This window comes from Brevibacterium sanguinis (assembly GCF_039528855.1).
Classification (GTDB): Bacteria; Actinomycetota; Actinomycetes; order Actinomycetales; family Brevibacteriaceae; genus Brevibacterium; species Brevibacterium sanguinis.
Genome location: NZ_BAAAMB010000016.1, coordinates 149,771 through 172,086, shown reverse-complemented (window position 1 = coordinate 172,086; position 22,316 = coordinate 149,771). Strand labels below are relative to the sequence as shown.

Sequence of the window (22,316 nt, the reverse complement as noted above, 5' to 3'; positions counted from 1 at the left end):
CCCGCCTCGGCGGCTTCGGCCTCCTGCTGGGAGGCCGTGAGACGGCGGTGGAGTTCGGCGTCGTTGTCCTGGGCGCGGGCCAGCCGGGTGCGGGCGGCGTCGATCTCTCCGGCGATCCGGGACACCTCCTCGCCGGCGGCCATGATCGCGGCGTCCGAGGAGTGGAGGGCCTCGAGGGCGGCAGCGGTGACGGGTTTCGCCTCCTCCAGCTGCGCGTCGGTCTCGGCGATGGCGGCGTCGAGGCCGGCGACGGTCTGCTCGAGCCCGGCGATGGTCTCTTGAGTCTCCGTCAGCGCCGTCTGGGAGGCCAGCCGGGTGCCCGAGGCGGTGCGGGCGCGGCTGACGCGCGTCGAGGTGATGACCTCGCCGTCGACGGTGACGGCGGTGAGCTGCGGGTGCGCGTCGACGAGGGCGAGCGCCGTGGGGGCGTCGGGGGCGCAGACGACGGCGGCGAGCGCGGTCTTGACGAGCGTGTCGAGCGCGGGATCCTCGGCCCGGACGAAGTCGGCGAGTCGGGTCGTCTCCGTGTCCCCGCCCTTGCCTCCGGAGCGCAGCGCCGCCGCGGCGGGGTCCGGGTCGGGGTGGGTCGGGGCGAGCGTGCCGGTGGGGATCGTCAGGGAGACGTTCGTGTCCTCGCCGAGGTGGTCGAGGACGCCGAGGGCGGCCCGTCCGGAGTCGACGAGGACGCCGCTCACGGTCGTCGACAGGGCGGCGGCGACGGCCATCTCGTAGCCGGTGGTCACGGTGAGCTTCTCCGTCACGGCGGTGTCGACGCCGGGCAGGCCCGCGGTGATGATGTCGTCGAGGTCGGCCTCGAGGGCGGTGCCGAGCGCGAGCGCTTCGGCCCGGGCCCGGGCAGAGGCCAGTTCCGAGGCCGCCTCGGCGCGGGCGGTCCGCTGGTCGCGCAGTCGCTCTTCGAGGGCGGTCTGGGCCGCGGTCGCCGCTTCGTACGTCTCGTCGAGCGTGCTCTCGCCCTCTTCGACGTTCTCGACGGCGGACTCGGCGCTGGCCAGTGCCGTCTCTCGGTCGCGGATCTTCGCCTCGAGGGCGGCGATCTCCGCCTGCCCGGTGTCGATGCGCGCCTGCAGGTCGCTGATGCGCGACTGTGCCTGCTCGTGCCGCGCGTGGAGGCTCGAGCGGTTCTTCACCGCCTCGGTGATCGCGATCTGCGCGGCCTTGACCGCGGCTTCGGCGTCCTTCAGCTCACCGGCGAGCTCGTCCTTGCGGGAGTTCGCGGCGTCGAGGGCGGCAGCGGATTCGCTCACCGCCTCATCGGCGGCGGCGAGTTCGGTCCGGATGCCCTCGGCCTGGGAGCGCAGCTCGTCCGGTGAGCGGCCCTCGCGCCGGCCGAGGCTCGCGATCTCGGACAGGAGGTGGGAGCGTTTGTCCCCGGCCCGGCTGGCGAGCCCGGCGGCGCGCACGGACTGGGTCTGGGTACGGGATTCTGCGGTGCGCATCGCCTCGAGTTCGGTCTCGACTGCGGTCAGTCGGGTCTCGATCTCGGCCAGGCGCGCCTCGGTGCGGGCGCGGCGGCTCTCGAGGTCGGCGATGCGCTCGGTGTGGTCGCCGCCGCCGTCGGAGGCGGCGAAGAGGGAGGCCTGGAGGCGCACGGCGTCGTCGGCGAGCAGCCTCGCCGTGGCATCGCGCAGCGTCGCCTGGACGGTGGCGGCGCGGGCGGCGGCCTGGGCCTGACGGCCGAGCGGGCCGAGCTGGCGGTTGAGTTCGGTGCGCAGGTCGGAGAGGCGGTCGAGGTTCGTCTGCAGGCCGGTGAGCTTGCGGACGGCCTTGTCCTTGCGGCGGCGGTGTTTGAGGACGCCGGCGGCCTCCTCGATGAAGCTGCGGCGTTCGATCGGGTCGGCGTGGAGGATCGCGTCGAGGCGGCCCTGGCCGACGATGACGTGCATCTCCTTGCCGAGGCCGGAGTCGTTGAGGAGCTCCTGGATGTCGAGGAGGCGGGCCGGTGCCCCGTTGACGGCGTATTCGCTGCCGCCGGTGCGGAAGAGGGTCCGGGAGATCGTCACCTCGGTGTAGTCGACGGGGATGGCTCCGTCGGTGTTGTCGATCGTCAGGGTCACCTCGGCGCGTCCGAGGGCCTGGCGCTTCGAGGTGCCGGCGAAGATGACGTCGTCCATCTTCCCGCCGCGCAGGTTCTTCGCCCCCTGCTCCCCCATCACCCAGGAGAGGGCGTCGACGACATTGGACTTGCCTGAGCCGTTGGGGCCGACGACGCACGTGATGCCCGGCTCGAACTTCAGGGTCGTGGCCGAGGCGAAGGATTTGAATCCGCGCAGGGTCAGGCTTTTCAGATGCATCGTGTCCCCAAGCATAGCGGGGCGGGCCCTGCCGGGCCGGGCGCAGACGCCCTCTTGTCAAAGACCCGCATTTTGGTAGTGTTTCGTCTCACGTGCTGCACGTCGCCGTTCGGGCGCCGCACGGTCGACAGCGACGTCGACCGGTGTGGGGACGAACGACGGTTCCACCCGACCCGTCGGCGACGGCGGTCGGGCCTTCCACCGCCGTCGACAACAAGGAAGGAACGCCGCACCAGGGCGTGGTTGCGGCAACCGGACCCATGAGCGATTCACCGAACACCTCCGGCGCACCGAGCAGTCCCGGCAGCGAGGGGCAGGCGGACACCCCGACCACACCGCTGGACAGGACCCGCGAGCTCATCACGCATCTGCAGAACCCGCCGACGAAGAAGCGGTACCTGCGGCGCATCGGCCTCGACAAGACGGTGTTCTTCACCGCCGGCATCCTCGCCGTCGCGTTCGTCATCTGGGGCTTCGTCTCCCCGGAGAGCCTCGGCGTCGTCGCCGGGGCCGCCCTGACCGGGGTGATGGACAACTTCGGGTGGCTCTTCGTCATCGCGGCCACGGTCTTCACGATCTTCGTCATCGTCGTCGCCGTCAGCCGGTTCGGCCGGATCCCGCTCGGCAAGGACGGGGAGACCCCGGAGTTCCGGACGTCGTCGTGGATCGCGATGATGTTCGCGACCGGCATGGGCATCGGCCTCGTCTTCTCCGGTGTCGGGGAGCCGCTGTTCTTCTACATGTCCCCGCCGCCGGCGACCGTCGACGGCTCGACATCGGAGGCGATGGGTACGGCGATGGGCACGACGCTCTTCCACTGGACCCTCTACCCGTGGGCGATGTATGCGATCGTCGGGCTCGGCGTCGCGTACGGGTCGTTCCGGCTCGGCCGCTCCCAGCTGTTCTCCTCGATGTTCACCTCGCTCTTCGGCGAACGCGTCGTCAACGGGATCGGCGGGAAGATCATCAACATCCTCGCGATCCTCGCCACGCTCTTCGGCTCGGCCTGTTCGCTGGGCCTCGGGGCGATCCAGATCGGCGGCGGCATCGAGACCGCGGGGATTCTTCCCGATGTCTCCTCCCCCGTCCTCGTCATCATCATCGCGATCCTCACTGCGGCGTTCGTCGCCTCGGCGGTCTCCGGTGTCGAGAAGGGCATCCAGTGGCTGTCGAACATCAACATGGTGCTCGCCGTCATCGTCGCGGCCATCGTCTTCATCGGCGGTCCGACGCTCTTCATCCTCAATGTCGTGCCCTCGGCGGTCGGTTCCTTCATCCAGGATCTGCCGCAGATGGCGTCGCGGACGGCGGCCAGCGGTGAGGGCGTCAACGAATGGCTGTCGTCGTGGACGGTCTTCTACTGGGCCTGGTGGATCTCGTGGTCGCCCTTCGTCGGTCTCTTCATCGCCCGCATCTCCCGCGGGCGGACCGTGCGCCAGTTCGTCACCGGCGTCCTCATCGTCCCCTCGGTCGTCTCGACGCTCTGGTTCGCGATCTTCGGCGGTGGCGCCATCGGCATCCAGGAGCGCGCCGAACGCGGCGAGGGCACCGTGCAGGCGCTGGCGAACATCGTCGACGGGGAGCCGGACATCAACATGGACACGATCCTCTTCGACCTCCTCGGTGCCCTGCCCCTGCCGAACCTCATCGCGATCATCCTCATGATCGTCACGGTCATCCTCATCGCGATCTTCTTCGTCACCGGCGCCGACTCCGCGTCGATCGTCATGGGCACGCTCTCGGCCAACGGCGCACTCGAACCGGGCAAGCGCCTCGTCATCTTCTGGGGTGTCGCCACCGGTGCGGTGGCCGCGGTCATGCTCCTGGCCGGGGGCAGTGATCCCGCCGAGGCGCTCGACGGGCTGAAGAACATCACGATCGTGTCCGCGCTGCCGTTCGTCGTCGTCATGCTCCTTCTCTGCGTGGCGCTGTGGAAGGACCTGTGCCAGGATCCGCTCGTCATCCAGCGCGAACTCGCCACGCACCTGCTCGACCAGTCCGTCGCCACCGGGGTGAGCGAATACGACGGTCACGCCTTCGGTCTGGCGACCTCGGAGCTGCGGCAGGTCCCGACCGACGGCGCCGAGGCGGGTGTGTCGGATACAGGCGGCACCGAGGCGACTCGGACGCACGCGGGTGTCGGCAAGGGCGGGAACGCACCACCGGCGGGTGAGAGCGATCCACCGGATGACACCGGCGCCGAGGCGGATCCGAAGGGCTGACTGCCCGATCATCTGTCCTCGCTCGCACCGGTGCGAATATGCCTCGGCCGTGACAGAATCCGTGGCATGACCCACACGATCGATGTCACAGCAGATGGCCTCGTCATCGACGGCGCTCTCGTCGCTCAGCTCGAACGCGGTGTCCTCACGGAGATCTTCGGCGAACCTCGCATCGTCGAACCCGGCGACCCCAGTGCCGACCCCGACAGACAGCTGGCCCGCAGCTGGATGGTCTGGGATGAGAAGGGTGTGGCGGCAGGACTCTCGCGTTCGGGTGAACCGGGTGATCTGTGGGTCAGGCTCGCCGAGGATCCGCAGCGCGAGGGCCACGATCCGCGAGCGCGGACTCGCATCGTCCCCGAGACCGTCTTCGCCGGCACGGTCACCGTGTCAGGGGCGCAGCCAGTCGACGCGGTGCCGATCGAGAAGCTCCGGAATGCCCAGACCGGCGTCATGGCGGAGGCCGGCGAATGGGAGGTCCTCTGCTATCTCAACCACACGGAGCTTGCAGGCGTCATGGGATCGGCTCTCAACGGCACGGTCGACGAGCAGGGTGCTGACGGTGTCGCCGACGCGCTCAGAGCAATCGCCAACCCGTTCCGCGAACTGGCCATCGGCAGCTTCACGCCGGGTCGAAGGAGAAAGCCGACCACGAAGCCCTCGGGGAAATGGAAACAGTCCCCACCCACGGTCCCGGTCGTGAAGCTTCCCACGTTTGCTTGGCGGGCAGCGATCATTCAGGAGCTCATGTACGAACAGGGTGTGCTCGAGCCGCGGTTCGACGTCGACGACTTCGCCCGGGACCGCGGACCGCATTCCTTCGATCCCCAGGACTACATGGGAGAGATGATCCCCTCTGTGCGCACCTGGTTCCGGAAGCTGCCCGTCCCCGCGGCCCTGGCGGAGAACATCGAGCACCTCGTTCTTGACGGCGGCAATGACATCTACCTCCAGCTCATCCCGCAATGGGACGGAGAGGACGAGTCCTTCGACATCAGGAGCCTCAAAGACGACGATGTTGCGCCATTCGCCAAACTGCGGTCGGTCGACGACGTCGGTGGCTTCCTCGGTCCGCGTGCCCGGAAGACGCTCGAGGATCGCGGCATCACCGTGAGATGAGCGGAGAGCACATCACCGGTACCGCGGCATCCGCTGGCAGGTCGGGCAGAAATGGCTGCCGCGGCCGCCGACGGTGAGTTTGGCGATCTCGGTTCCGCACCGCACGCACTCCTGCCCGTCGCGGCCGTAGGCGAGCAGCGCGCGGTCGAAGTACCCGGATTCGCCGTTGACGTTGACGTAGAGCGCGTCGAAGCTCGTCCCGCCCACGGCCAGGGCGTCGCCCATCACCGAGGCGGCGGATTCGACGACGGCGACCAGACGGGACCGCCGGGTGCGGGAGGCGATGGCCAGCGGGTGGACCCCGGCGCGGAAGAGCGCCTCATCGGCGTAGATGTTGCCGATCCCGCTGACCACGGTCTGGTCGAGCAGGGCGGCCTTGAGCGGGGTGCGCTTGCGCGCGAGCGCGTCGACGACGGCATCGAGATCGAAGGAGTCCTCGAGCGGGTCGGGGGCGATGTGGATCGCCGAGGCGGGGACGAGCCGGCCGTGGGCCAGCGCGAGCGGCTGGACGCTGAGATGCCCGAAGATCCGCTGGTCGATGAAGCGCAGATCATAGCGCTCCGGTGCGCTCGCCTCGGAAGATTCCGCAGCGAAATCCCCGCCCTTCTCGAGCCGGAACACGGCACGGGTGTGGCGGTGCACCTCGGCGTGAGAGGGATGGACGCGCATCTGTCCGCTCATTCCGAGATGGACGAGCAGGCCCGACTCCCCGCCGACGGTCAGCCACATGAACTTGCCGCGGCGCTCGGCGCCGGTGATCCGCTCGCCGACGATCCGGTCGGTGAAGTCGGCGGCCAGACCGGGATCGATCCGCCGCGCCGAGGTGGTGCCGAGGATCCGGTGGTCGATCACCTCGGCGCCGGTGATGAGCGCCCCGGTCGTCCACTCCGCGAGCCCGCGGCGGACGCTTTCGACCTCGGGCAGCTCAGGCATCGGAGACTGAGCGCCTCAGCGCCGGTAGTCGGGGTAGAGCGTGCGGATCGCCTTGACCGCGACTTCGGCGGCGGCGGCCTCGGCGGCCTTCTTCGAGGAGCCGTCCCCGGAACCCCAGCCGTTCTCGCCGAGGCGGGCGGTGGCGGTGAAGACCATCGCATGGTCGGGACCGGTCGAGGTGATCTCGTAGCTCACGGCGCCGAGCCCCAGGTCAGCGGCGGCTTCCTGAAGCGTCGTCTTGAAGTCCATGCCCGCGCCGAGGTTGACGGCGTCGGCGAGCATCCCGTCGATGAGGCGGTGGACGAAGGCGAACGCGGCCTCGCGGCCGCGGGAGACGAAGGTCGCTCCGATGAGGGCTTCGACGGTGTCGGCGAGGATCGAATCCTTCTCACGACCCCCGGTGAGCTCTTCGCCCTTGCCGAGGAGGATGTGGCGGCCGATGCCGTAGCGGCGAGCGATCGCCGCGAGCGCCCGCGTGTTGACGACGGCTGAGCGCATCTTCGCCAGCTGACCCTCGGGCAGGTCCGGGTTGTCGTAGTAGAGCGATTCGGTGGCGACGAGGCCGAGGACGGAGTCGCCGAGGAACTCGAGGCGCTCGTTCGTCGGGATGCCGCCGGCTTCGAATGCGAAGGACCGGTGGGTCAGGGCAAGACGAAAAGTCTCGGGATCGATGTCGATCCCGAGACTCTCCTTCAGTTCTGCTGTGGTGTCAGTCTCCACAGGTCAGGCGTCAGCGACCTTGCGTCCCTTGTACTCAAGGAACAGCGGGGTGCCGGCTGCGTCTTCGACGACCTTGGCCTGGTGGGGGCGCGAGTACACAACGCGACCGTTCTCCACAGTCTTGACCAGGTTCGGAGCCTGAGCCTTCCACTGCGAACGACGGTGGCGGGTGTTGCTGCGCGACATCTTACGCTTGGGAACAGCCACGTCTAGCTCTCTTTCTTCTCATCCAACAAGTTCTGCAGCTGTGCGAACGGCGAATCGGATTCGCTGTCGCCGTCCTCGATGTCCTCACCGAGGGTGTAGCTGAACTCTTCGCTTCCGTCCTTGACCGGACTGAAGGGCAGAGCCATCACGACTGCGTCTCTGATCGCGGGTTCGAGATCGAGCTGATCACGGTCGATGACGTAGGAGTCCTCGTCGCCCTCGATCTGCTCATAGACGTACATCTCGTTGATGTCGACATCCATGGGCAGCTCGATCTCGTCGAGCGTCCTCGCGTCTTCGCCGTGGGCGACGGTCGAAACCGTGCCCGTGACGTAGATCCCCTCGGAAACGCTCTCGAACATCAGCTCGAGGGTCATAGGCGTTCCTTCGGCGACCCCGATCACTTCGATCCTGAGGTCCGCTGGAGCCGGCACTGTGGCGTTGACACGTTCCCATTCCCCCGGATGACCGAGCAATCCCATTGACCGGAGATCGTAAACGAACTCTGACCGCTTCTTCATGCTCTCTCCTCCGTATGCGAATGAGAAGTGCGCTCCTGCGTTCACACGCGACTCACCATTCTAATCAACACCGGCGACCATTGCCAATCGCAGGCCCGGCGTCGCCGAGGTGTTCCTGGTCACCTCAGCCTACGCGCGGTTGCCGGCCTCGGAGGTCCGGATGGGGGACGAATCTCGCTACAGTGTCCTCGTGCCCTCGAGACTGACCGTCAATATCGCCCACGCCGCCTGGATCGCCGTCGGCGTGCTGATCTTCGCCGTCGCCACGCTCCTGGCCGCCATCGGTATCGCCGATGTCAGCAGCGTCTTCGCCGGAGACGGCAGGCCCGGGCGGTTCGAGGCGATCACCCGCGACTGCGGTCAGCCCAAGAGCGGGGACCTCCTGTGCTCGTGGCGGGGAACGTACACCGCCGCCGACGGGACGACCGTGGAGGACGCCCTCCTCGACGTGGACCTCTCTGCCGCCGACGCGGCGCAGACCCAGCAGGTCCTGTGGAACGGCGACACCGAGACCCCGGTCGTCTACCTCGATGAGCCGCGCGGAATGTGGAAGACCATCGCCGTCATCGTCGGCATCTGGTCCGTCGTCACCAGCTTCTGCGCGTACATCGTCCTGCGCAGTCGGAGCCGGCGCCGCAGGAAGCTCGCCGAGGCGACCGGGACCGAACGACGCCGCTGACGTCCCTGAGCCGGACCTTCACCACTTCTCGTGGCTGTTGCGCCAGGTCACCGCCCCGGCGAGGACGAGGAGCGCCCCGGAGATGCCGAAGACGATCCCCGATCCCGCGACGATCGTCAGCACCGAGGCGACCGAGGGGATCGCCACCTGGCTGAGCCGATTCCCGGCCAGTCTGATCGAGAGCACCGCGGCTCGGTTCGCCGGATCCGCGAGCGTCGAGACCCACGTCATCGTCAGCGGCTGCGTGAGCCCGAAGCAGAAGCCGGCGACCGCGAGCAGAATCGCCAGCGTCCACGTCTGGCTGAGCACGGGGATGAGGATGACGCAGATGCCCGCCGTCACCGAGGCCGTCCACAGCAGCGACAGACTCCCCCACCGGCGGGCGAGCACGCCGATGATCATCCGGGAGATCACCGAGGCGAACGTCCGCAGTGCGAGCAGCCACGTCACCGTCGTCACGCTCAGCCCGTTCTCCTGCCCGATGAGCGGCAGGTACGCGGTCATGAGGTCGACGGCGGCGAGCGTCGCCATCGAGGCGAGGATCGCCGGCTTCATCCCCCGGATCCCCAGGAGAGCCCACGGGGTGCGCACACCCTGGGCCGCCTCGGCGCGGGAGACGTGCGGGGTCCGCCCGCGGAGCATGACGACGACGGCGGCGATGAGCATGAGCGAGGAGAGCCCGGTCATGAACCACAGGGCGCCGACGATGTGCGGGGACCCGCCGGTGGCGTCGGCGATCATGCCCGCCAGGGGCAGGCCGATCGTCTGCCCGATCGACACCCCCAGGGTGAGGTGGCCGAACTTCGCGGTGAGCCGGGAGGCGGGGAAGGACTGCGGGATGAGCGCCTGGGAGGCCACGGTCGTCAGCAGCTGCCCGAACCCGAGGCTCATCGTCGCGATGAGCAGCACGCCGAGGTTGGGGGCGAGGGCCGCGAGCGCGACCGGGGCGATCGACAGGACGGTGCCGACCCAGAGGACCGCGGTCGCGTACCCGCGGTCGACGAGGCGACCGACGAAGAGCGCGGTGAGCAGCGGGACGAGGGAGTAGCACGCGGTCATGAGGCCGAGCACGACCCCGGAGCCGCCGAGTTCGAGGGTGCGGTAGGAGATGAGGACGCGCACGCCGTTGTAGGTGGCGTGCGCGATGACCGTGTGGAGGACGAGGCCGGTGAACCAGGCCCGAGAGGAGTGTGCCGCTGCCCCCATGCCTCAGGCGTCGGCGTTCAGCGCGTCGAGCACCGGGGCCGGCACGAGTCCGGTGATGTCGCCGCCGTTCCTGTGGACCTCTTTGATGAGGGAGGACGAGACGTGTTCGAACTCGGGGTTGCCGGGCACGAAGATCGTCTCGAGGTCCGTCAGGTGCCGGTTCATCAGGGCCATCGGCAGCTCGTAGGCGAAGTCCGTGCCCGAGCGCAGGCCCTTGACGACGGCGGGTGCGCCGATCTGCAGGCAGTAGTCGACGAGGAGGCCGCCGGGGACGAGATCGATCGTGATGTTCTCGGCGTCCCGGGTGCGCTCGTCGGCGGCGAGGGAGGCGCGGATGAGGTCGGCGCGGACCTCGGGGGCGAAGCGCCCAGTCTTCGACGGATTGTGGACGACGGCGACGACGACCTCGTCGAAGAGCTTCGCGGCACGGGCGATGATGTCGAGATGACCCATGGTGATCGGGTCATAGGAACCGGGGCAGACGACCTTCATGGCCTCATCGTATCCCGCCGCCTCGTCGCGGCGCGGTCAGTCCGCATGCCGTCCGAACGGCAGTCCGCGCTCGCGCTGGATGAGCCACGCGTGCCACACGGCGCCGGTGACGAGCATGGCCCCGCAGAAGATGAGGGAATGCACGGCCTGGAACTTCACCGCCAGCTGCGGTGACCCGTCCCCCGCCGAGGTGGCCAGCACGCTCATCGTGAGCACCGAGAGCAGGGCGGCGCTGAGTCCGACGAGACCCAGCCAGCCCAGGCGCATGACGGTCGTCAGCGGCAGGGCGGTGCGGGCGATGACGACCCCCAGGCCGAGCGAGGCCGCCACCGCGCTCGTGCCGAAGAGGAGACCGAACCACGCGACGATGACCGTCGATGACCCGACGGACGGGCGGACGAGGACGATGACGACGGCGATGGCGATGAGGAGGACGACAATGGCTTCGCCGACGAGCACCCGGAAGCGGGCGGGAAACGAGGTCGGCGAGGCGGTCATGGCCTCATCGTATCCCGCAGGCTCGACCACTGGTCATCGCCGGCGGCGGAGCCCTCCCCGCGGACGACGACGGGCTCGGGGTCGGACTTCTCATGGTGGAGGCGGGCGACGGCTTCGGCGGAGATCCTGCCGATGAGCTCGACGGCTGCGCCTTCGTCGCCAGCGGCGATCGCCTCGGCAAGCCTGCGGTGGACGTCGACGAGGTCGCAGCGGACCTCGTAGCCGTCAGGGGCCGACAGTGAGAGCAGGCGGGTGTGGACCATCGATGCCTGCATGAGGGAGCCCAGCCTCGGCGAGCCCGAGCACGCGACGATCGCGTGATGGAAGTCGAGGTCGGCGTCGCCGATGGCGCGCGCGACATTGCCGTCGATGGCCGCCTCGAGATCGGCGAGCGCGTCGTCGATGAGCGCCGTCCGTCGGTTCCCGCGGATGATGAGGCGGGCCGCCTGGACTTCGATCGCCTCCCGCACGGCATAGACGTCGTCGATGTCGGCGGCCTCCATCCGCTTGACCCAGGCTCCGCGCCCCGGCGCATGACTGACGCTGCCTTCGCTGACGAGGCGCTGCAGCGCTTCGCGCAGGGAGGGGCGGGAGACGCCGAGGAGCTCCGCGGTGCGCACCTCGCTGATCGACTGCCCCGGCAGCAGACTGCCGCGGTAGATCGCGTTGCGGATCTCCTCGGCGACGAGATCGATCGTCGATGAACGCACGACTCTGCGCAGCACGGGCAGCTCGGACGTGCGCGGGTGGCTCATGTCACAAGGATATAACTTTGTCAGACAGTGTGACATCCGGACAGACACGGGATTGAATGGACGCTGAGATGCACGTCACAACGTTCTGAGAAAGGACCTGTCATGACCGTCATGAAAGGACTCGCCGCAGCGACATCGATCCTTGCACTCACCCTGACCCTGGGCGCGTGCGGCGGAAGCGACTCGGACAAGAGCACGCTCCAGCAGGCCATCGACGACGGCGAGATCACCGTGGGCTTCGCCGGTGAGGCCCCGTACAGCTTCGAAGAGGGCGGGGAACTCCAAGGGGCGAGCGTCGCGCTCGCCCGCGAGGTCTTCTCCAACCTCGGCGTCGAGAACCTCGACGGCGTCAACACGGAGTTCGGTTCCCTCATCCCCGGGCTCAACGCCGACCGCTTCAATGCGATCTCCGCGGGCATGTCGATCCTCCCCGATCGCTGCGAGCAGGCCGCCTTCGGCAACCCCGAGTTCATGTACACGACAGCTCTGATGACGAAGAAGGGCGCCGGCGAGGGCCTGACCAACCTCGACGACGTCAAGGCCAAGGGCCTCAAGCTCGCGACGATGACCGGCGCCATCGAGTCCGACTACGCCAAGCAGCTCGGCATCGAGGCCCAGCAGGTCGGCACCCCGCAGGACGGCATGGACGCCGTGACGACGGGCCGGGCCGATGTCTTCGCCCTCACCGGGATCTCGCTCAACTGGATGGCCCAGAACTCACCTGACGCCGACGTCGAGGTCAGCGAGTCCTTCGTCCAGGAGATCGACGGCGTGCCCCAGATCGGCGCCGGTGCCACGGTCTTCCGCTCCGACGACACCGAGCTGCGCGATGCGTGGAACGAGGAGCTCGACAAGATCGTCGGCGACGAGCAGGCGTACCTCGACATCGTCGGCCAGTACGGTTTCACCGCGGCGGAGCGCCCCGACGGTTCGATCACCACCGATCAGCTGTGCAAGGGCGAACTGCCGACTGCGAGCTCCTGACCCCGACCGCACCTCATGACCGACAAGTTCACAGCACTCCTCGACTTCCTCCCGCAGGTGTGGGAGGGAATCCAGGTCACACTCATCCTCACGGTCGCCGGAGCCGCCGGCGCCCTGGTCATCGCGATCGTCCTCGGACTCGCGATGACCTCGGCGCACGGCTGGCTGCGGATCCCGGCCCAGATCATCGTCGAGTTCTTCCGCGGCACGTCCCTGCTCGTGCAGCTCTTCTGGCTCTTCTACGTCCTCCCGCTCTTCGACGTCCAACTCGACCCGATGCTCTGCGGCATCGGCGCGCTGGCGCTCAACTACGGTGCCTATTCCGCCGAGGTGGTCCGGTCGTCGATCGCGACCGTGCCCAGGGGCCAATGGGAGGCGGCGATCGCGCTCAGCCTCTCCCCGGCCAGGCGGATGCTGCGGGTGATCTTCCCGCAGGCGTGGGCGCTGATGATCCCCTCCCTCGCGACCCTGCTCATCCAGCTCCTCAAGGGCACCGCGGTCGTCTCCTTCATCACGCTCTCGGACCTCAATGACAAGATCGGCCAGCTGCGGATGTCGACGAACGACACGTTCTTCGCGTACTCCGTCGGCCTCCTGATCTACTTCGTCATCGCCTGGCTGCTCCAGGAGTTCATGAACTTCCTCGAACGCCGGGCCGTCAAGCGCCTCGGCAGGCGGCGCCCGAATTCGCGCACCGACCGCCGGGCCGCCCGACGGGAGGCCCGCGTCGGCGCCACCCAGGTGGGCGGCCCGCAGACCGCCGCCGGGCAGAGCGCGGGCACCGTCAGATCCGGAGGGCCGCTGTGAACTGGAACTGGGAGTTCGCCGCCGAGGCTCTGCCGATCCTCCTGCGCGGCTTCGTCAACACGCTCATCGCCACCGTCGTCGGCACGATCATCGCCGTCATCCTCGGCCTCATCCTCGCCGTGGCGATCCGCTCCCTGCCGCGCTGGATCAATTGGGTCGTGCGTCTGTTCGTCGCGTTCGTCCGCAACACCCCGCTCGTCGTCCAGCTCGTCTTCGTCTACACCGGGTTCGCCGAGATCCCGGCGCTCGCGAGCATTCCGGCGCTCGCGATCGGCTCCGCGGTCATCGGCATCCACTATGCGACGTACATGTCGGAGAGCTACCGGGCCGGCATCGACGCGGTCCCACCCGGCCAGCGGGAGGCAGCCATCGCCCTCTCCCTGCCCCCGGTGCGCACCTTCACCGCGGTCATCCTTCCGCAGGCGCTGCGGGCGACGATCCCGTCGCTCGGCAACTACGCGGTCGCGATGTTCAAGGACACCCCGTTCCTCTTCGCGCTCTCCGTCGTCGAACTCGTCACCTCGGCGCAGCAGTTCGGCGCCTCGAAGTTCGCGTACACGGAAGCCTTCACCCTGGCCGGCCTCATCTTCCTCGCCGCCAGTTACCCGACCTCCCTCCTCATCCAACGATTGGAGCGGCGCCTTGCCACCTACTGACACCACCCCGTCCCCGCACATCGACACCACCGCCGGGGCACCGGCGATCGAGTTCCGGGATGTGGAGAAGCGGTTCGGAACGACGACGGTGCTCAAGGATCTCAACTTCACCGTCGCCCCAGGAGAGCGCGTCACCCTCATCGGCCCCAGCGGGTCGGGCAAGACGACGATCCTCCGCCTCGTCATGACCCTCGAGGAGCTCACCGGCGGGTACATCTACATCGACGGTCAGCCGCTGACCTTCGCCGAGCGCGACGGCAAACGGGTCGAGCTGCCGAAGAAGACGACGCGGCAGATGACGACGCGCATCGGCATGGTCTTCCAGCAGTTCAACCTCTTCCCCAACATGACGGTCATCGAGAACATCATCGAAGCCCCCGTCCATGTGCTCGGGAAGTCGAAGGAGGAGGCCGTCGCCGAGGCGAAGTCGCTGCTCGAGCGGGTCGGGCTCTCGGAGAAGGCCGATGAGCATCCGAGCCGCCTCTCCGGCGGGCAGCAGCAGCGCGTCGCGATCGCCCGCGCGCTGGCGATGAGCCCGGAGATCCTCCTCCTCGACGAGGTGACCTCGGCCCTCGACCCGGAACTCGTCGGCGACGTCCTCGCCGTGCTCCGCGACATCGCCGAGACCACGGACATCACGATGCTCCTCGTCACCCACGAGATGCAGTTCGCCCGTGAGGTCTCGGACCGGGTGATGATGTTCGACGGCGGACTCGTCCTCGAGGAGGGTCCGCCCGACCTCATCTTCAACGACCCGAGCCACGAGCGGACGAAATCGTTCCTCTCGAGCGTGCTCTGAGCCGCCCCACTCTCTCCGACGCGGTGAACCGGCAAATACGCGGTTAGCTAACGGCGTATTTGTCGGTTGAGGGCGTAATTCGCCGGTCAGGCGCCGGCGTCGACTTCGAGCTGGGCGAAATGCAGCGCCGTCTCGCCGAAGGTCTTCGAGCGGAAGACCTCGAGGCCCTCGGGCATCGTCGGCTCCGGTGCCCGGGACGAGCGTTCGATGACGACGATCGACTCCTCGTCGAGGTGGCTGCGCAGCCGACTGAGCACCTGCGTCACCGCGTCCTCCCCGAGCGGGTAGGGCGGGTCCATGAAGACGAGGTCGAAGACCCGGGCCTCGGGATGGGCCGGATCGGGCAGGGTGCCGAGGAACTGGACGACATCGGCGCTGCTCACCGCCGTCGAATGTCCGATGCCGAGCTTGTCCGCGTTCGCCTCGAGCGCCCGGATCGAGGCGAGGGACGAATCGACGAAGACGACCTGCGCCGCGCCCCGCGACATCGCCTCGAACCCGAGCCCGCCGGAGCCCGCGAAGAGGTCGAGGACGTTGGCGGCCTGAAGCACCCCGTAGCCTTCGAGCATCGAGAACAGCGACTCCTTGACCCGGTCGGAGGTCGGTCGCGTGGCGTTGCCGCCCGGGGTGACGAGCCGCGATCCCTTGTGCGCTCCCGCGATGATCCTCATAGCGCCCTCCTCAATCGGTCCGGAAACTGTCGGTCCGGATGGTGACAGTCCGGATGCGGACAGTTCAGATACTCAGTTTGCCTCAATGAAATGTGCGGAGTCCGCAGGCAGCACCCGCTGGCGGAACGCCCGCAGCGCCGGCATGTCCTCGAGGAACGGGTCGAAGTCGACGATCCTCTCCGCCTCGGCGCGGGCGGCGGTGAGGATATGGGTGTCGCGGAGCACCGAGAGATGGTGCAGCGACGACCCGCCCCACTGCGAAGCCCCGAGCACGTCGCCCTCACCGCGCAGATCGAGATCGTACTCGGCGAGCGCGAACCCGTCGAGGGTTCCGGCGACCGTGCGCAGCCGGTCGAAGCTCTCATCGGCCTCCGACAGGTCGGTGAGCAGGAAGCACATCGCCTCCGATCCGTCACGCCCGACCCGGCCCCGGAGCTGGTGGAGCTGGGCGATGCCGAAGCGGTCCGCCTCGGCGACGACCATCATCGTCGCCCGCGGCACGTCGACGCCGACCTCGATGACGGTCGTCGAGACGAGGATGTCGATCCGGCCGGTCGCGAAAGCGTGCATGACCTCGTCCTTCTCCGCCGTCGACATCCGCCCGTGGAGGAGACCGAAGCGCTGACCGGCGAGTTCGGGAGCGGCCTTGAGGGTCTCGAGGAACTCCTCGATGCCCGGGCGGACCCCTGTCACCTCCCCGGTCTCCGCGTTCTCGATGTCACTCGGTTCGATGCGGGGGAAGACGACGAACGTGCCCTTGTCCGCGTCGGCGGCCTGCCGGACGAGTTCGAGGATCCGCGACATCCAGTGCGGATGATCGCTCAGTGACACCGCATGCGTGGTGATGTGTTTGATGCCGGCCGGCATCTCCTCGAGCGTCGAGACGTCGAGGTCGGCGAAGACCGTCATCGCCACGGTCCGCGGGATCGGGGTCGCGGACATGACGAGGGTGTGCGGCACCGTCATCCCGCCCTTGGCCCGCAGCGCCTCCCGCTGCTCGACGCCGAAGCGGTGCTGCTCGTCGACGACGATAAGGCCGAGGCTGTCGAACATCGTCGAGTCCGACAGCAGCGCATGCGTGCCGACGACGATGTCGATCTGGCCCGTCGCCAGATCGAGGGCGAGCTGCTTGCGCTCCCTGGCCGGCATCGACCCGGTGAGCAGGGCGACCCGCACCTGGTCATCGCCGGAGAGCAGCGGGGACAGCGCCATCTGCTCGCCGAGGAGCTTCTCGATCGACGCGAAGTGCTGGGAGGCCAACACCTCGGTGGGGGCGAGCATCGCCGCCTGCGCCCCCGAGTCGACGGCCATGAGCATCGCCCGCAGCGCCACGACCGTCTTGCCCGAGCCGACATCGCCGTGGAGGAGGCGGTGCATCGCCGTCGTCTGCGCGAGGTCCCCGGCGATCTCCTGTCCGACCCGCTCCTGGGAGGCCGTGAGCGCGAACGGCAGGTCGTCGTCGAAGCGCCGGGATCGTTCGCCGACCCGCAGCAGCGGGGTCGCCTCGAACTGCTCGTAGGCCACCCGCCGGGAGACGAGCTCGGTCTGCAGGGCGAGCGCCTCCTCCCACTTCCACCGCAGGTTCGCCCGTTCGGTCGCCGCCGTCGTCGTCGGCCGGTGCATGTCGTTCAATGCAGTGCGCAGATCCGGCAGCCCGTACGTCTCCCGCAGGGCCCGGGGCAGCGGATCCTCGAACTCCTCGGGCCCGGCGACGTCGAGGAGGACCTTGATCGCCTTCCACAGCCGCGTCTGCGCGATCCCCTTGACCCGGGGGTAGATGGGGAACGGCGAGTTGAGGTCCTCAGGCGTCCACTTCGTGTCGTGCTCGTCCCGATTGAGCCACACCGGAGAGCCGAGGGTGAGCTGCCCCCGGTACTCCTCGACCTTGCCCGCGAAGACGACGACGAGGCCGGGGGTCAGCTGCGCGTCGAGCCACTGCTGGTTGAAGAACGCGATCTTCATCGACCGCTTCCCGTCGTGGACGATGACGTCGGTGATCGTCCCCCGCCGCTGCCGCATCCGCCGGGTGTCGACGGAGAGCACCTCGGCCTGGATGATCGCGGTCTCCCCCAGCGGCAGCTCGCCGAGCGGCGTCTTCTCCCCGGGCACGAGGAATCGCCTGGGGAAGAACCGGAGGAGATCCGTCACCGAGGTGACCCCCCGCTTCTTCAGGCCCGTGAGGTCCCGTTTGGAGAAGTAGTCCGCAAGCCGTGCGCTCATTCGACTCCCATGATGAGCAGGGTCGCCCGGTCCCGGGAGTCGATCTCCTGGAGGCGGACGTGGTCATGTGATTTCCGCAGCCATTCTCGCAGGTGGGAGAGCACCTCGGTGGAGCATCCGGGTCCGTGGACGACGGTGAGCAGCTCCCCTCCGGCGCCGAGGAGGCGGTCGGCGAGCTTGACGACGAGCGTGGAGAGCTCCGTGCTCTGCGACTTCGCCTTCCCGTCGATGACGACGCGGTAGAACTGCGAGGGATGCGCCCCCGCGGAGTCCTCGTCGACGACGTTGAGGGCGCCGGTGACGGCATGGATCTCGAGCTGTTCGGCGGAGACGATCGTGCCCATCCGGGTGCCCGCCGCCGCATCGGTCATGTCGGCGAAGATCTCCCCGACCGGGGCGAACGGGTCGTAGACGGCGAGCGCCGAGAGCAGGGTGGCGACGTTGCGGGAGCGGACGAGGTGCGCGCTGCCGCGCAGCCCCGCCAGTGCCGAGAGCGCCCCGGACGAGCTGGGGATGACGATGACGTCGCGCTCCTCGCTTGCGACGACCTCGGCCACGGCGGTCGCAAGCAGGTTCGGCCCGGTCCCCCGGCCCATGCCGGGCACGGCCTCGGGATCGACGACAGTCGGGTCGAGGACCGTGGCGCCGTTGAGGGCACAGTGGAGTTGGAGACCGGTGCCGCGGACGAGCGCGATGAGCGCCGTCTCCCCCGCCTCCTCGTGGAGTCGCAGATCCTCCATGTCGAGGCGGGCGATGCCGTCCTCGCCGAGGAGGTCGAGGACGGCCGCGGCCGCGGTCTCGTCGGCGACGTGGACGTGGACCTTGACCCCGTTGATGACGATCGACGTGCCGCCGAGCCCCTCGAGCGCCTCGGCGAGGTCGCCTGAAGGGGTGCGTCCGAGGACCGCGACGATCTCGAGCTCCTCGGCACGGGCCTCGTGGACGATGCGGGGCGCCTTCGCGACCTCCCCGATCATCGACCCCTGGCTCGTGCGGCCGGAGACGGTCGCGTAGAGGAGGTCGAAGAGTTCGACGATGCCCGTCGATCCCGCGTCGACGACCTCGGCCTCGCGGAGCACGGAGAGCTGACCGGTCGTCTCGCGCAGGGCGTCGCGGGAGCGCATGCGCACGGCGGAGATGAGGTCGACGAGGGCGGCTCCGTCGTCGGCCTGTTCGCGGGCTTCGGTCGCCATCGCGTCGAGGACCGTGAGCATCGTTCCGTCGACGGGCCGGGCCACGGCCTGTCGGGCCCTGTGGGAGGCGAGTTCGAGGGCGAAGGCGAGCGCTTCGGGCGTCGCGACGGTCACCCCGTCGAGGGCGTCGGCGACTCCCTGGAGGGCGACGGAGAGGATGAGGCCGGAGTTGCCGCGGGCACCGCGTTCGGCCCCGGCGGCCATCGCCTTGACGACCTCGGGCAGGGTGACCGGTCCGGTCAGCTCCTCGACGGCCCGGTAGGCCGCACGCAGGGTCTGGTACATGTTCGTCCCCGTGTCGCCGTCGGGGACGGGGAAGACGTTGAGTTCGTCGATCTCGGCGCGCTCACGGCGCAGCCGGTCGACGGCGCGCCGCGCCCACCTGGCGGCGAGGCGTCCGTTGAGCCCGATGGCCGGATTGGGTCCCACGTCCATCGTCCGTCACTTCCCGAAATGGCTGAAGCCGCTCGTCGGCACGGGTGCGCCGTCGAGGCTGACCCCGCTGCCTGCCTGCATCTCACCGATCCTCCGCCAGCCTACCGGGTCAGGACCGGGGTCGGCCGCCGACGCGACGAAGCCGTGGTCCTCCCCGCCGTCGAGGACCCAGTGGAGGGCCAGCGCCTCGGCGTCGGACCAGGACTGTGCGCTCTCCGCCTCCCCGTTTGCCGCCTGTGCGGCGATGACGTACTCCGCGGCCGGCAGCAGCGGGGCGAGGAGCGGGTCGAGGGCGGCCCGGTCGAGGTCGGCGTGCACCCCGGAGGCCTTCGCGATCCGACCGAGGTCGGTGCTCAGACCGTCGGAGGCGTCGATCATCGCCGAGGCGACCGGGCCCCCCGCACGCCCGGCGGCGATGAGCGCGGCGATCGCCGCGTAGTCCGGCTGCGGGGCGAGCTGAGTCTCGATGAGGGCGGTCAGCTCGCCGGGCAGCTCGCCCGGGCGGGCCCCGGCGAAGAGCAGGTCGAGGCCGGCGGCGGCGCGACCGAGGGTGCCGGCGAGCCAGATGCCGTCACCGGGCCTGGCCCCGGCCCGGGTGATCGCGTGACCGGCCTCGGCGGACCCGAGCGCGGTGATCGCGACGACGATGAGACCCGAGGACGAGAGGTCGCCGCCGATGACGGGCACCGCGGTCCGAAGCGCCTGCCCGGCCCGGTCGGCTTCGGCGACGATGCCCTGGAAGAGCGCTTCGAGGTCGGCCACCTCGGTGGTGTCGGGGACGGCGAGGGAGACGACGAGTCCGTGCGGGAGGGCCCCCATCGCGCACACGTCGGCGAGGTTCTGGGCGGCGGCTTTGACGCCGAGGGCGTGCCAGTCCAGCCACGTGCGCGTGAAGTCCTCGTTCTCGACGAGCATGTCGGCAGTCGAGACGAGCCGGCCCGTGAGATTCGTCACGGCGGCATCGTCGCCTGGGCCGACGATCTCGACGGCACCTGCGCGTCTGTGGGCGAGAAGGCGGTCGAGCACGTCCGCTTCGCCGAGTTCGGACAGTTGTGGCATACATCCAACCCTATAGGGACGATACGGTAGTTCCATGCGTTCGTTCCTTCGCCGGTCGCCCGGCTCGCAGGCTCAGTCCAGCTCGCCCGTGCTGCGCTCCGCGGCCGCCGTGACCCTCGCCCTTCCCGTGCTCGGCATCGCCCTGTCCGGCTGCGCCCGCACGGTCGTCGTCGAACCCGCGGCGGATGCGGCGAACCCGCAGTGCGCGGACATCATGCTCCGCCTGCCCGACGAACTCGACGGCCAGCAGGTGCGCGACACCTCCTCGCAGGGCACGAAGGCGTGGGGCGATCCCAACGTCGCCGTCGTCCGCTGCGGCGTCACCCCGCCCGGTCCGACGACGGACCAGTGCGTGAGCGTCAGCGGCGTCGACTGGATCTCCAAGGGCGGGGAGGACGACGACACGTGGGTGTTCACGAGCTACGGACGGACCCCCGCCGTCGAGGTCCTCGTCAACCGCAAGCTCGCGTCGGGCTCCGATGTGCTCGCCACCGTCTCGCCGGCCATGCAGGTCTTCGAGGCCCAGGACCAGTGCGTCGGCGCCGAGGATGTCGGTGAGATCCCCGGTCAGCCGAGCACCCCGCCCGGTGACTCCGGCGTCGAGGTCTCCCCCGGCCCGACCCCCTGAGCGTCGGTTCCCCCGACCCCGGCGAGGGTCAGACCACCTGAGCGTCAGTCCCGCGTGCGGCGGGCGTGGTCGATGAGGGCGATGCTGATGAGTTCGCTCACCAGGCTCGGGTAGTCGATCCCGGAGTTCGCCCACATGAACGGGTACGCCGAGGTGGGGGTGAACCCGGGCAGCGTGTTGAGTTCGTTGATGATGACCTCACCGGAGTCCGTGACGAACGTGTCGACGCGGGCGAGCCCCGTGCAGTCGAAGAGCCGGAACACCGCGGCCGAGAGCTCCCGGATGCGTGCCGTCGTCGCCTCGTCGACCCGGGCCGGGCAGCTCAGCTGCGCATCGGCGAGGTCGAGGTACTTCGCGTTGAAGTCGTAGAAGTCGTGGTCGCCGGAGACTTCGATCTCCCCGGGGTAGGAGGTGCGCACCTCGGCGTCGAAGAGGGAGCCGAGCACCGCGCATTCGATCTCCCGGCCGATGACCTGCGGTTCGACGATGACCTTCGTGTCATGGGCGAACGCCTCGAGCAGAGCCGCCTCGAGGCCGTCGGGACCGGCGACGCGGCTGACGCCCATCGAGGAGCCGGCGCGGGCGGGCTTGACGAAGACGGGGAAGGTCAGGGCCGCCACCCGGGATTCGACATCGGCCCGGTCGGTCTGCCACATCGTCTCGGTGACGAGCTCCCACGGGCAGGTGGGGATGCCGGCGTGGGCGAGCAGGGTCTTCGTGTAGTGCTTGTCCATGCTCGCGGCCGAGGAGAAGACCCCGGAGCCGACGAACGCGGTGTCGCTGAGCTCGAAGAGCCCCTGCAGGGTCCCGTCCTCGCCGTACTGGCCGTGGAGGACGGGGAAGAAGACGTCGACGGTCTCGAGTTCGGTGACCGTGCCGTCGGCGTCGCGCTGGAGTAGCGGGGCCCCGACCGCGGAGACGCGGGGAATGATCTCTGTGCCGTTGTCGGTGACCTCCGGCATGTTCTCCGGGTCGAAGTGCATCTCGGCCCAGTCGTCGACGATGCGCCACACCCCCGACTTCGTGATGCCGATCGGCAGGACCCGGTAGGCCTCGTCGTCGATGGCGCTGATCACCCCTGCCGCCGTGACGCAGCTGACGGAGTGTTCACTCGAGCGTCCTCCGAAGAGAACTGCGACGAGCGGCCGGTGATCGGTGTCTGACATATCGGTCCTTGATCGGGGATGGAACTCATCGTCC

At 69.0% G+C, this 22,316-nt stretch carries 22 protein-coding genes; 8 read left to right on the top strand and 14 right to left on the bottom strand.

Annotated elements, in window-relative coordinates; all coding sequences use genetic code 11:
• Positions 1–2,312: chromosome segregation SMC family protein (locus tag ABD154_RS16800; protein ID WP_344251687.1), on the bottom strand; the 2,312-nt coding region annotated here is incomplete at its 3' end.
• Positions 2,313–2,572: 260 nt separating this feature from the next.
• On the opposite strand from ABD154_RS16800, the gene ABD154_RS16795 reads away from it, so the two are divergent.
• Entirely contained in the window at positions 2,573–4,534 is a 1,962-nt protein-coding gene (locus tag ABD154_RS16795; RefSeq protein ID WP_344251686.1) for a BCCT family transporter, read from the top strand.
• Positions 4,535–4,600: 66 nt separating this feature from the next.
• Positions 4,601–5,653, top strand: coding sequence for a DUF6892 domain-containing protein (locus ABD154_RS16790; RefSeq protein ID WP_344251685.1), 1,053 nt, complete (start codon positions 4,601–4,603; stop codon positions 5,651–5,653).
• A 12-nt stretch (positions 5,654–5,665) separates the two neighbouring features.
• Here the strand turns inward: ABD154_RS16790 and mutM are convergent, their stop codons facing one another.
• The 4 genes from mutM to ABD154_RS16770 are packed head-to-tail and all read right to left on the bottom strand — an operon-like array spanning position 5,666 to position 8,034.
• Positions 5,666–6,586, bottom strand: a complete 921-nt coding sequence (gene mutM / locus ABD154_RS16785) for a bifunctional DNA-formamidopyrimidine glycosylase/DNA-(apurinic or apyrimidinic site) lyase (RefSeq protein ID WP_344251684.1) — start codon at positions 6,584–6,586, stop codon at positions 5,666–5,668.
• A 15-nt stretch (positions 6,587–6,601) separates the two neighbouring features.
• A complete protein-coding gene (gene rnc / locus ABD154_RS16780; protein ID WP_344251683.1) occupies positions 6,602–7,306 on the bottom strand; it encodes a ribonuclease III in 705 nt (234 codons plus the stop codon).
• A 3-nt stretch (positions 7,307–7,309) separates the two neighbouring features.
• Complete coding sequence (gene rpmF / locus ABD154_RS16775) at positions 7,310–7,513, bottom strand: 50S ribosomal protein L32 (protein ID WP_063249041.1); 204 nt, start codon at positions 7,511–7,513, stop codon at positions 7,310–7,312.
• A 2-nt stretch (positions 7,514–7,515) separates the two neighbouring features.
• Entirely contained in the window at positions 7,516–8,034 is a 519-nt protein-coding gene (locus ABD154_RS16770; protein WP_198499164.1) for a YceD family protein, read from the bottom strand.
• A 190-nt stretch (positions 8,035–8,224) separates the two neighbouring features.
• On the opposite strand from ABD154_RS16770, the gene ABD154_RS16765 reads away from it, so the two are divergent.
• Positions 8,225–8,713 (top strand): hypothetical protein, encoded by a 489-nt coding sequence (locus ABD154_RS16765; RefSeq protein ID WP_344251682.1) that lies wholly within the window; start codon positions 8,225–8,227, stop codon positions 8,711–8,713.
• Positions 8,714–8,731: 18 nt separating this feature from the next.
• Here ABD154_RS16765 and ABD154_RS16760 read toward each other — a convergent pair whose 3' ends face one another.
• The 4 genes from ABD154_RS16760 to ABD154_RS16745 are packed head-to-tail and all read right to left on the bottom strand — an operon-like array spanning position 8,732 to position 11,664.
• On the bottom strand, positions 8,732–9,919 hold the full coding sequence (locus tag ABD154_RS16760) for an MFS transporter (RefSeq protein ID WP_344251681.1): 1,188 nt from the start codon (positions 9,917–9,919) through the stop codon (positions 8,732–8,734).
• 3 nt (positions 9,920–9,922) lie between these two features.
• Positions 9,923–10,411, bottom strand: a complete 489-nt coding sequence (gene coaD, locus ABD154_RS16755) for a pantetheine-phosphate adenylyltransferase (RefSeq protein ID WP_198499167.1) — start codon at positions 10,409–10,411, stop codon at positions 9,923–9,925.
• Between the two features lie 36 nt (positions 10,412–10,447).
• The gene (locus tag ABD154_RS16750; protein WP_344251680.1) at positions 10,448–10,909 is read right to left on the bottom strand and encodes a hypothetical protein; all 462 of its coding nucleotides are present in this window, start codon (positions 10,907–10,909) and stop codon (positions 10,448–10,450) included.
• Positions 10,906–11,664 carry a GntR family transcriptional regulator gene (locus tag ABD154_RS16745; protein ID WP_344251679.1) on the bottom strand — a complete coding sequence of 253 codons (759 nt, stop codon included), beginning with the start codon at positions 11,662–11,664 and terminating at the stop codon, positions 10,906–10,908. The genes ABD154_RS16750 and ABD154_RS16745 overlap by 4 nt, the downstream gene beginning before the upstream one ends.
• 102 nt (positions 11,665–11,766) lie before the next feature.
• Here ABD154_RS16745 and ABD154_RS16740 point away from each other — a divergent pair, with 102 nt between their 5' ends.
• Genes ABD154_RS16740 through ehuA form a run of 4 tightly spaced genes read left to right on the top strand, consistent with a single transcriptional unit; the run spans position 11,767 to position 14,910 of the window.
• Positions 11,767–12,648: a transporter substrate-binding domain-containing protein gene (locus ABD154_RS16740; RefSeq protein ID WP_344251678.1), complete on the top strand. Its 882-nt coding sequence runs from the start codon at positions 11,767–11,769 to the stop codon at positions 12,646–12,648.
• A 15-nt stretch (positions 12,649–12,663) separates the two neighbouring features.
• On the top strand, positions 12,664–13,455 hold the full coding sequence (gene ehuC, locus ABD154_RS16735) for an ectoine/hydroxyectoine ABC transporter permease subunit EhuC (protein ID WP_344251677.1): 792 nt from the start codon (positions 12,664–12,666) through the stop codon (positions 13,453–13,455).
• Entirely contained in the window at positions 13,452–14,111 is a 660-nt protein-coding gene (ehuD, locus tag ABD154_RS16730; protein ID WP_198499172.1) for an ectoine/hydroxyectoine ABC transporter permease subunit EhuD, read from the top strand. The genes ehuC and ehuD overlap by 4 nt, the downstream gene beginning before the upstream one ends.
• The gene (gene ehuA, locus ABD154_RS16725) at positions 14,098–14,910 is read left to right on the top strand and encodes an ectoine/hydroxyectoine ABC transporter ATP-binding protein EhuA (protein WP_198499173.1); all 813 of its coding nucleotides are present in this window, start codon (positions 14,098–14,100) and stop codon (positions 14,908–14,910) included. Before ehuD ends, ehuA begins: the two co-directional genes overlap by 14 nt.
• A gap of 86 nt (positions 14,911–14,996) precedes the next feature.
• Here ehuA and rsmD read toward each other — a convergent pair whose 3' ends face one another.
• The 4 genes from rsmD to thiL all read right to left on the bottom strand — a co-directional run bounded on the left by rsmD (position 14,997) and on the right by thiL (position 20,488).
• On the bottom strand, positions 14,997–15,581 hold the full coding sequence (gene rsmD, locus ABD154_RS16720; RefSeq protein WP_198499174.1) for a 16S rRNA (guanine(966)-N(2))-methyltransferase RsmD: 585 nt from the start codon (positions 15,579–15,581) through the stop codon (positions 14,997–14,999).
• A gap of 72 nt (positions 15,582–15,653) precedes the next feature.
• A complete protein-coding gene (locus ABD154_RS16715) occupies positions 15,654–17,801 on the bottom strand; it encodes an ATP-dependent DNA helicase RecG (protein WP_198499175.1) in 2,148 nt (715 codons plus the stop codon).
• Positions 17,798–19,429: a DAK2 domain-containing protein gene (locus tag ABD154_RS16710; protein WP_198499176.1), complete on the bottom strand. Its 1,632-nt coding sequence runs from the start codon at positions 19,427–19,429 to the stop codon at positions 17,798–17,800. The genes ABD154_RS16715 and ABD154_RS16710 overlap by 4 nt, the downstream gene beginning before the upstream one ends.
• Positions 19,430–19,435: 6 nt before the next feature.
• A complete protein-coding gene (gene thiL / locus ABD154_RS16705) occupies positions 19,436–20,488 on the bottom strand; it encodes a thiamine-phosphate kinase (protein WP_344251676.1) in 1,053 nt (350 codons plus the stop codon).
• Between the two features lie 34 nt (positions 20,489–20,522).
• Between thiL and ABD154_RS16700 the strand changes: the two genes are divergently transcribed.
• Positions 20,523–21,116: a DUF3515 domain-containing protein gene (locus tag ABD154_RS16700; RefSeq protein WP_198499178.1), complete on the top strand. Its 594-nt coding sequence runs from the start codon at positions 20,523–20,525 to the stop codon at positions 21,114–21,116.
• Between the two features lie 44 nt (positions 21,117–21,160).
• On the opposite strand, the gene ABD154_RS16695 is transcribed toward ABD154_RS16700, so the two are convergent.
• Positions 21,161–22,282 carry a D-alanine--D-alanine ligase family protein gene (locus tag ABD154_RS16695; RefSeq protein WP_198499179.1) on the bottom strand — a complete coding sequence of 374 codons (1,122 nt, stop codon included), beginning with the start codon at positions 22,280–22,282 and terminating at the stop codon, positions 21,161–21,163.
• Positions 22,283–22,316 lie beyond the last annotated feature (34 nt).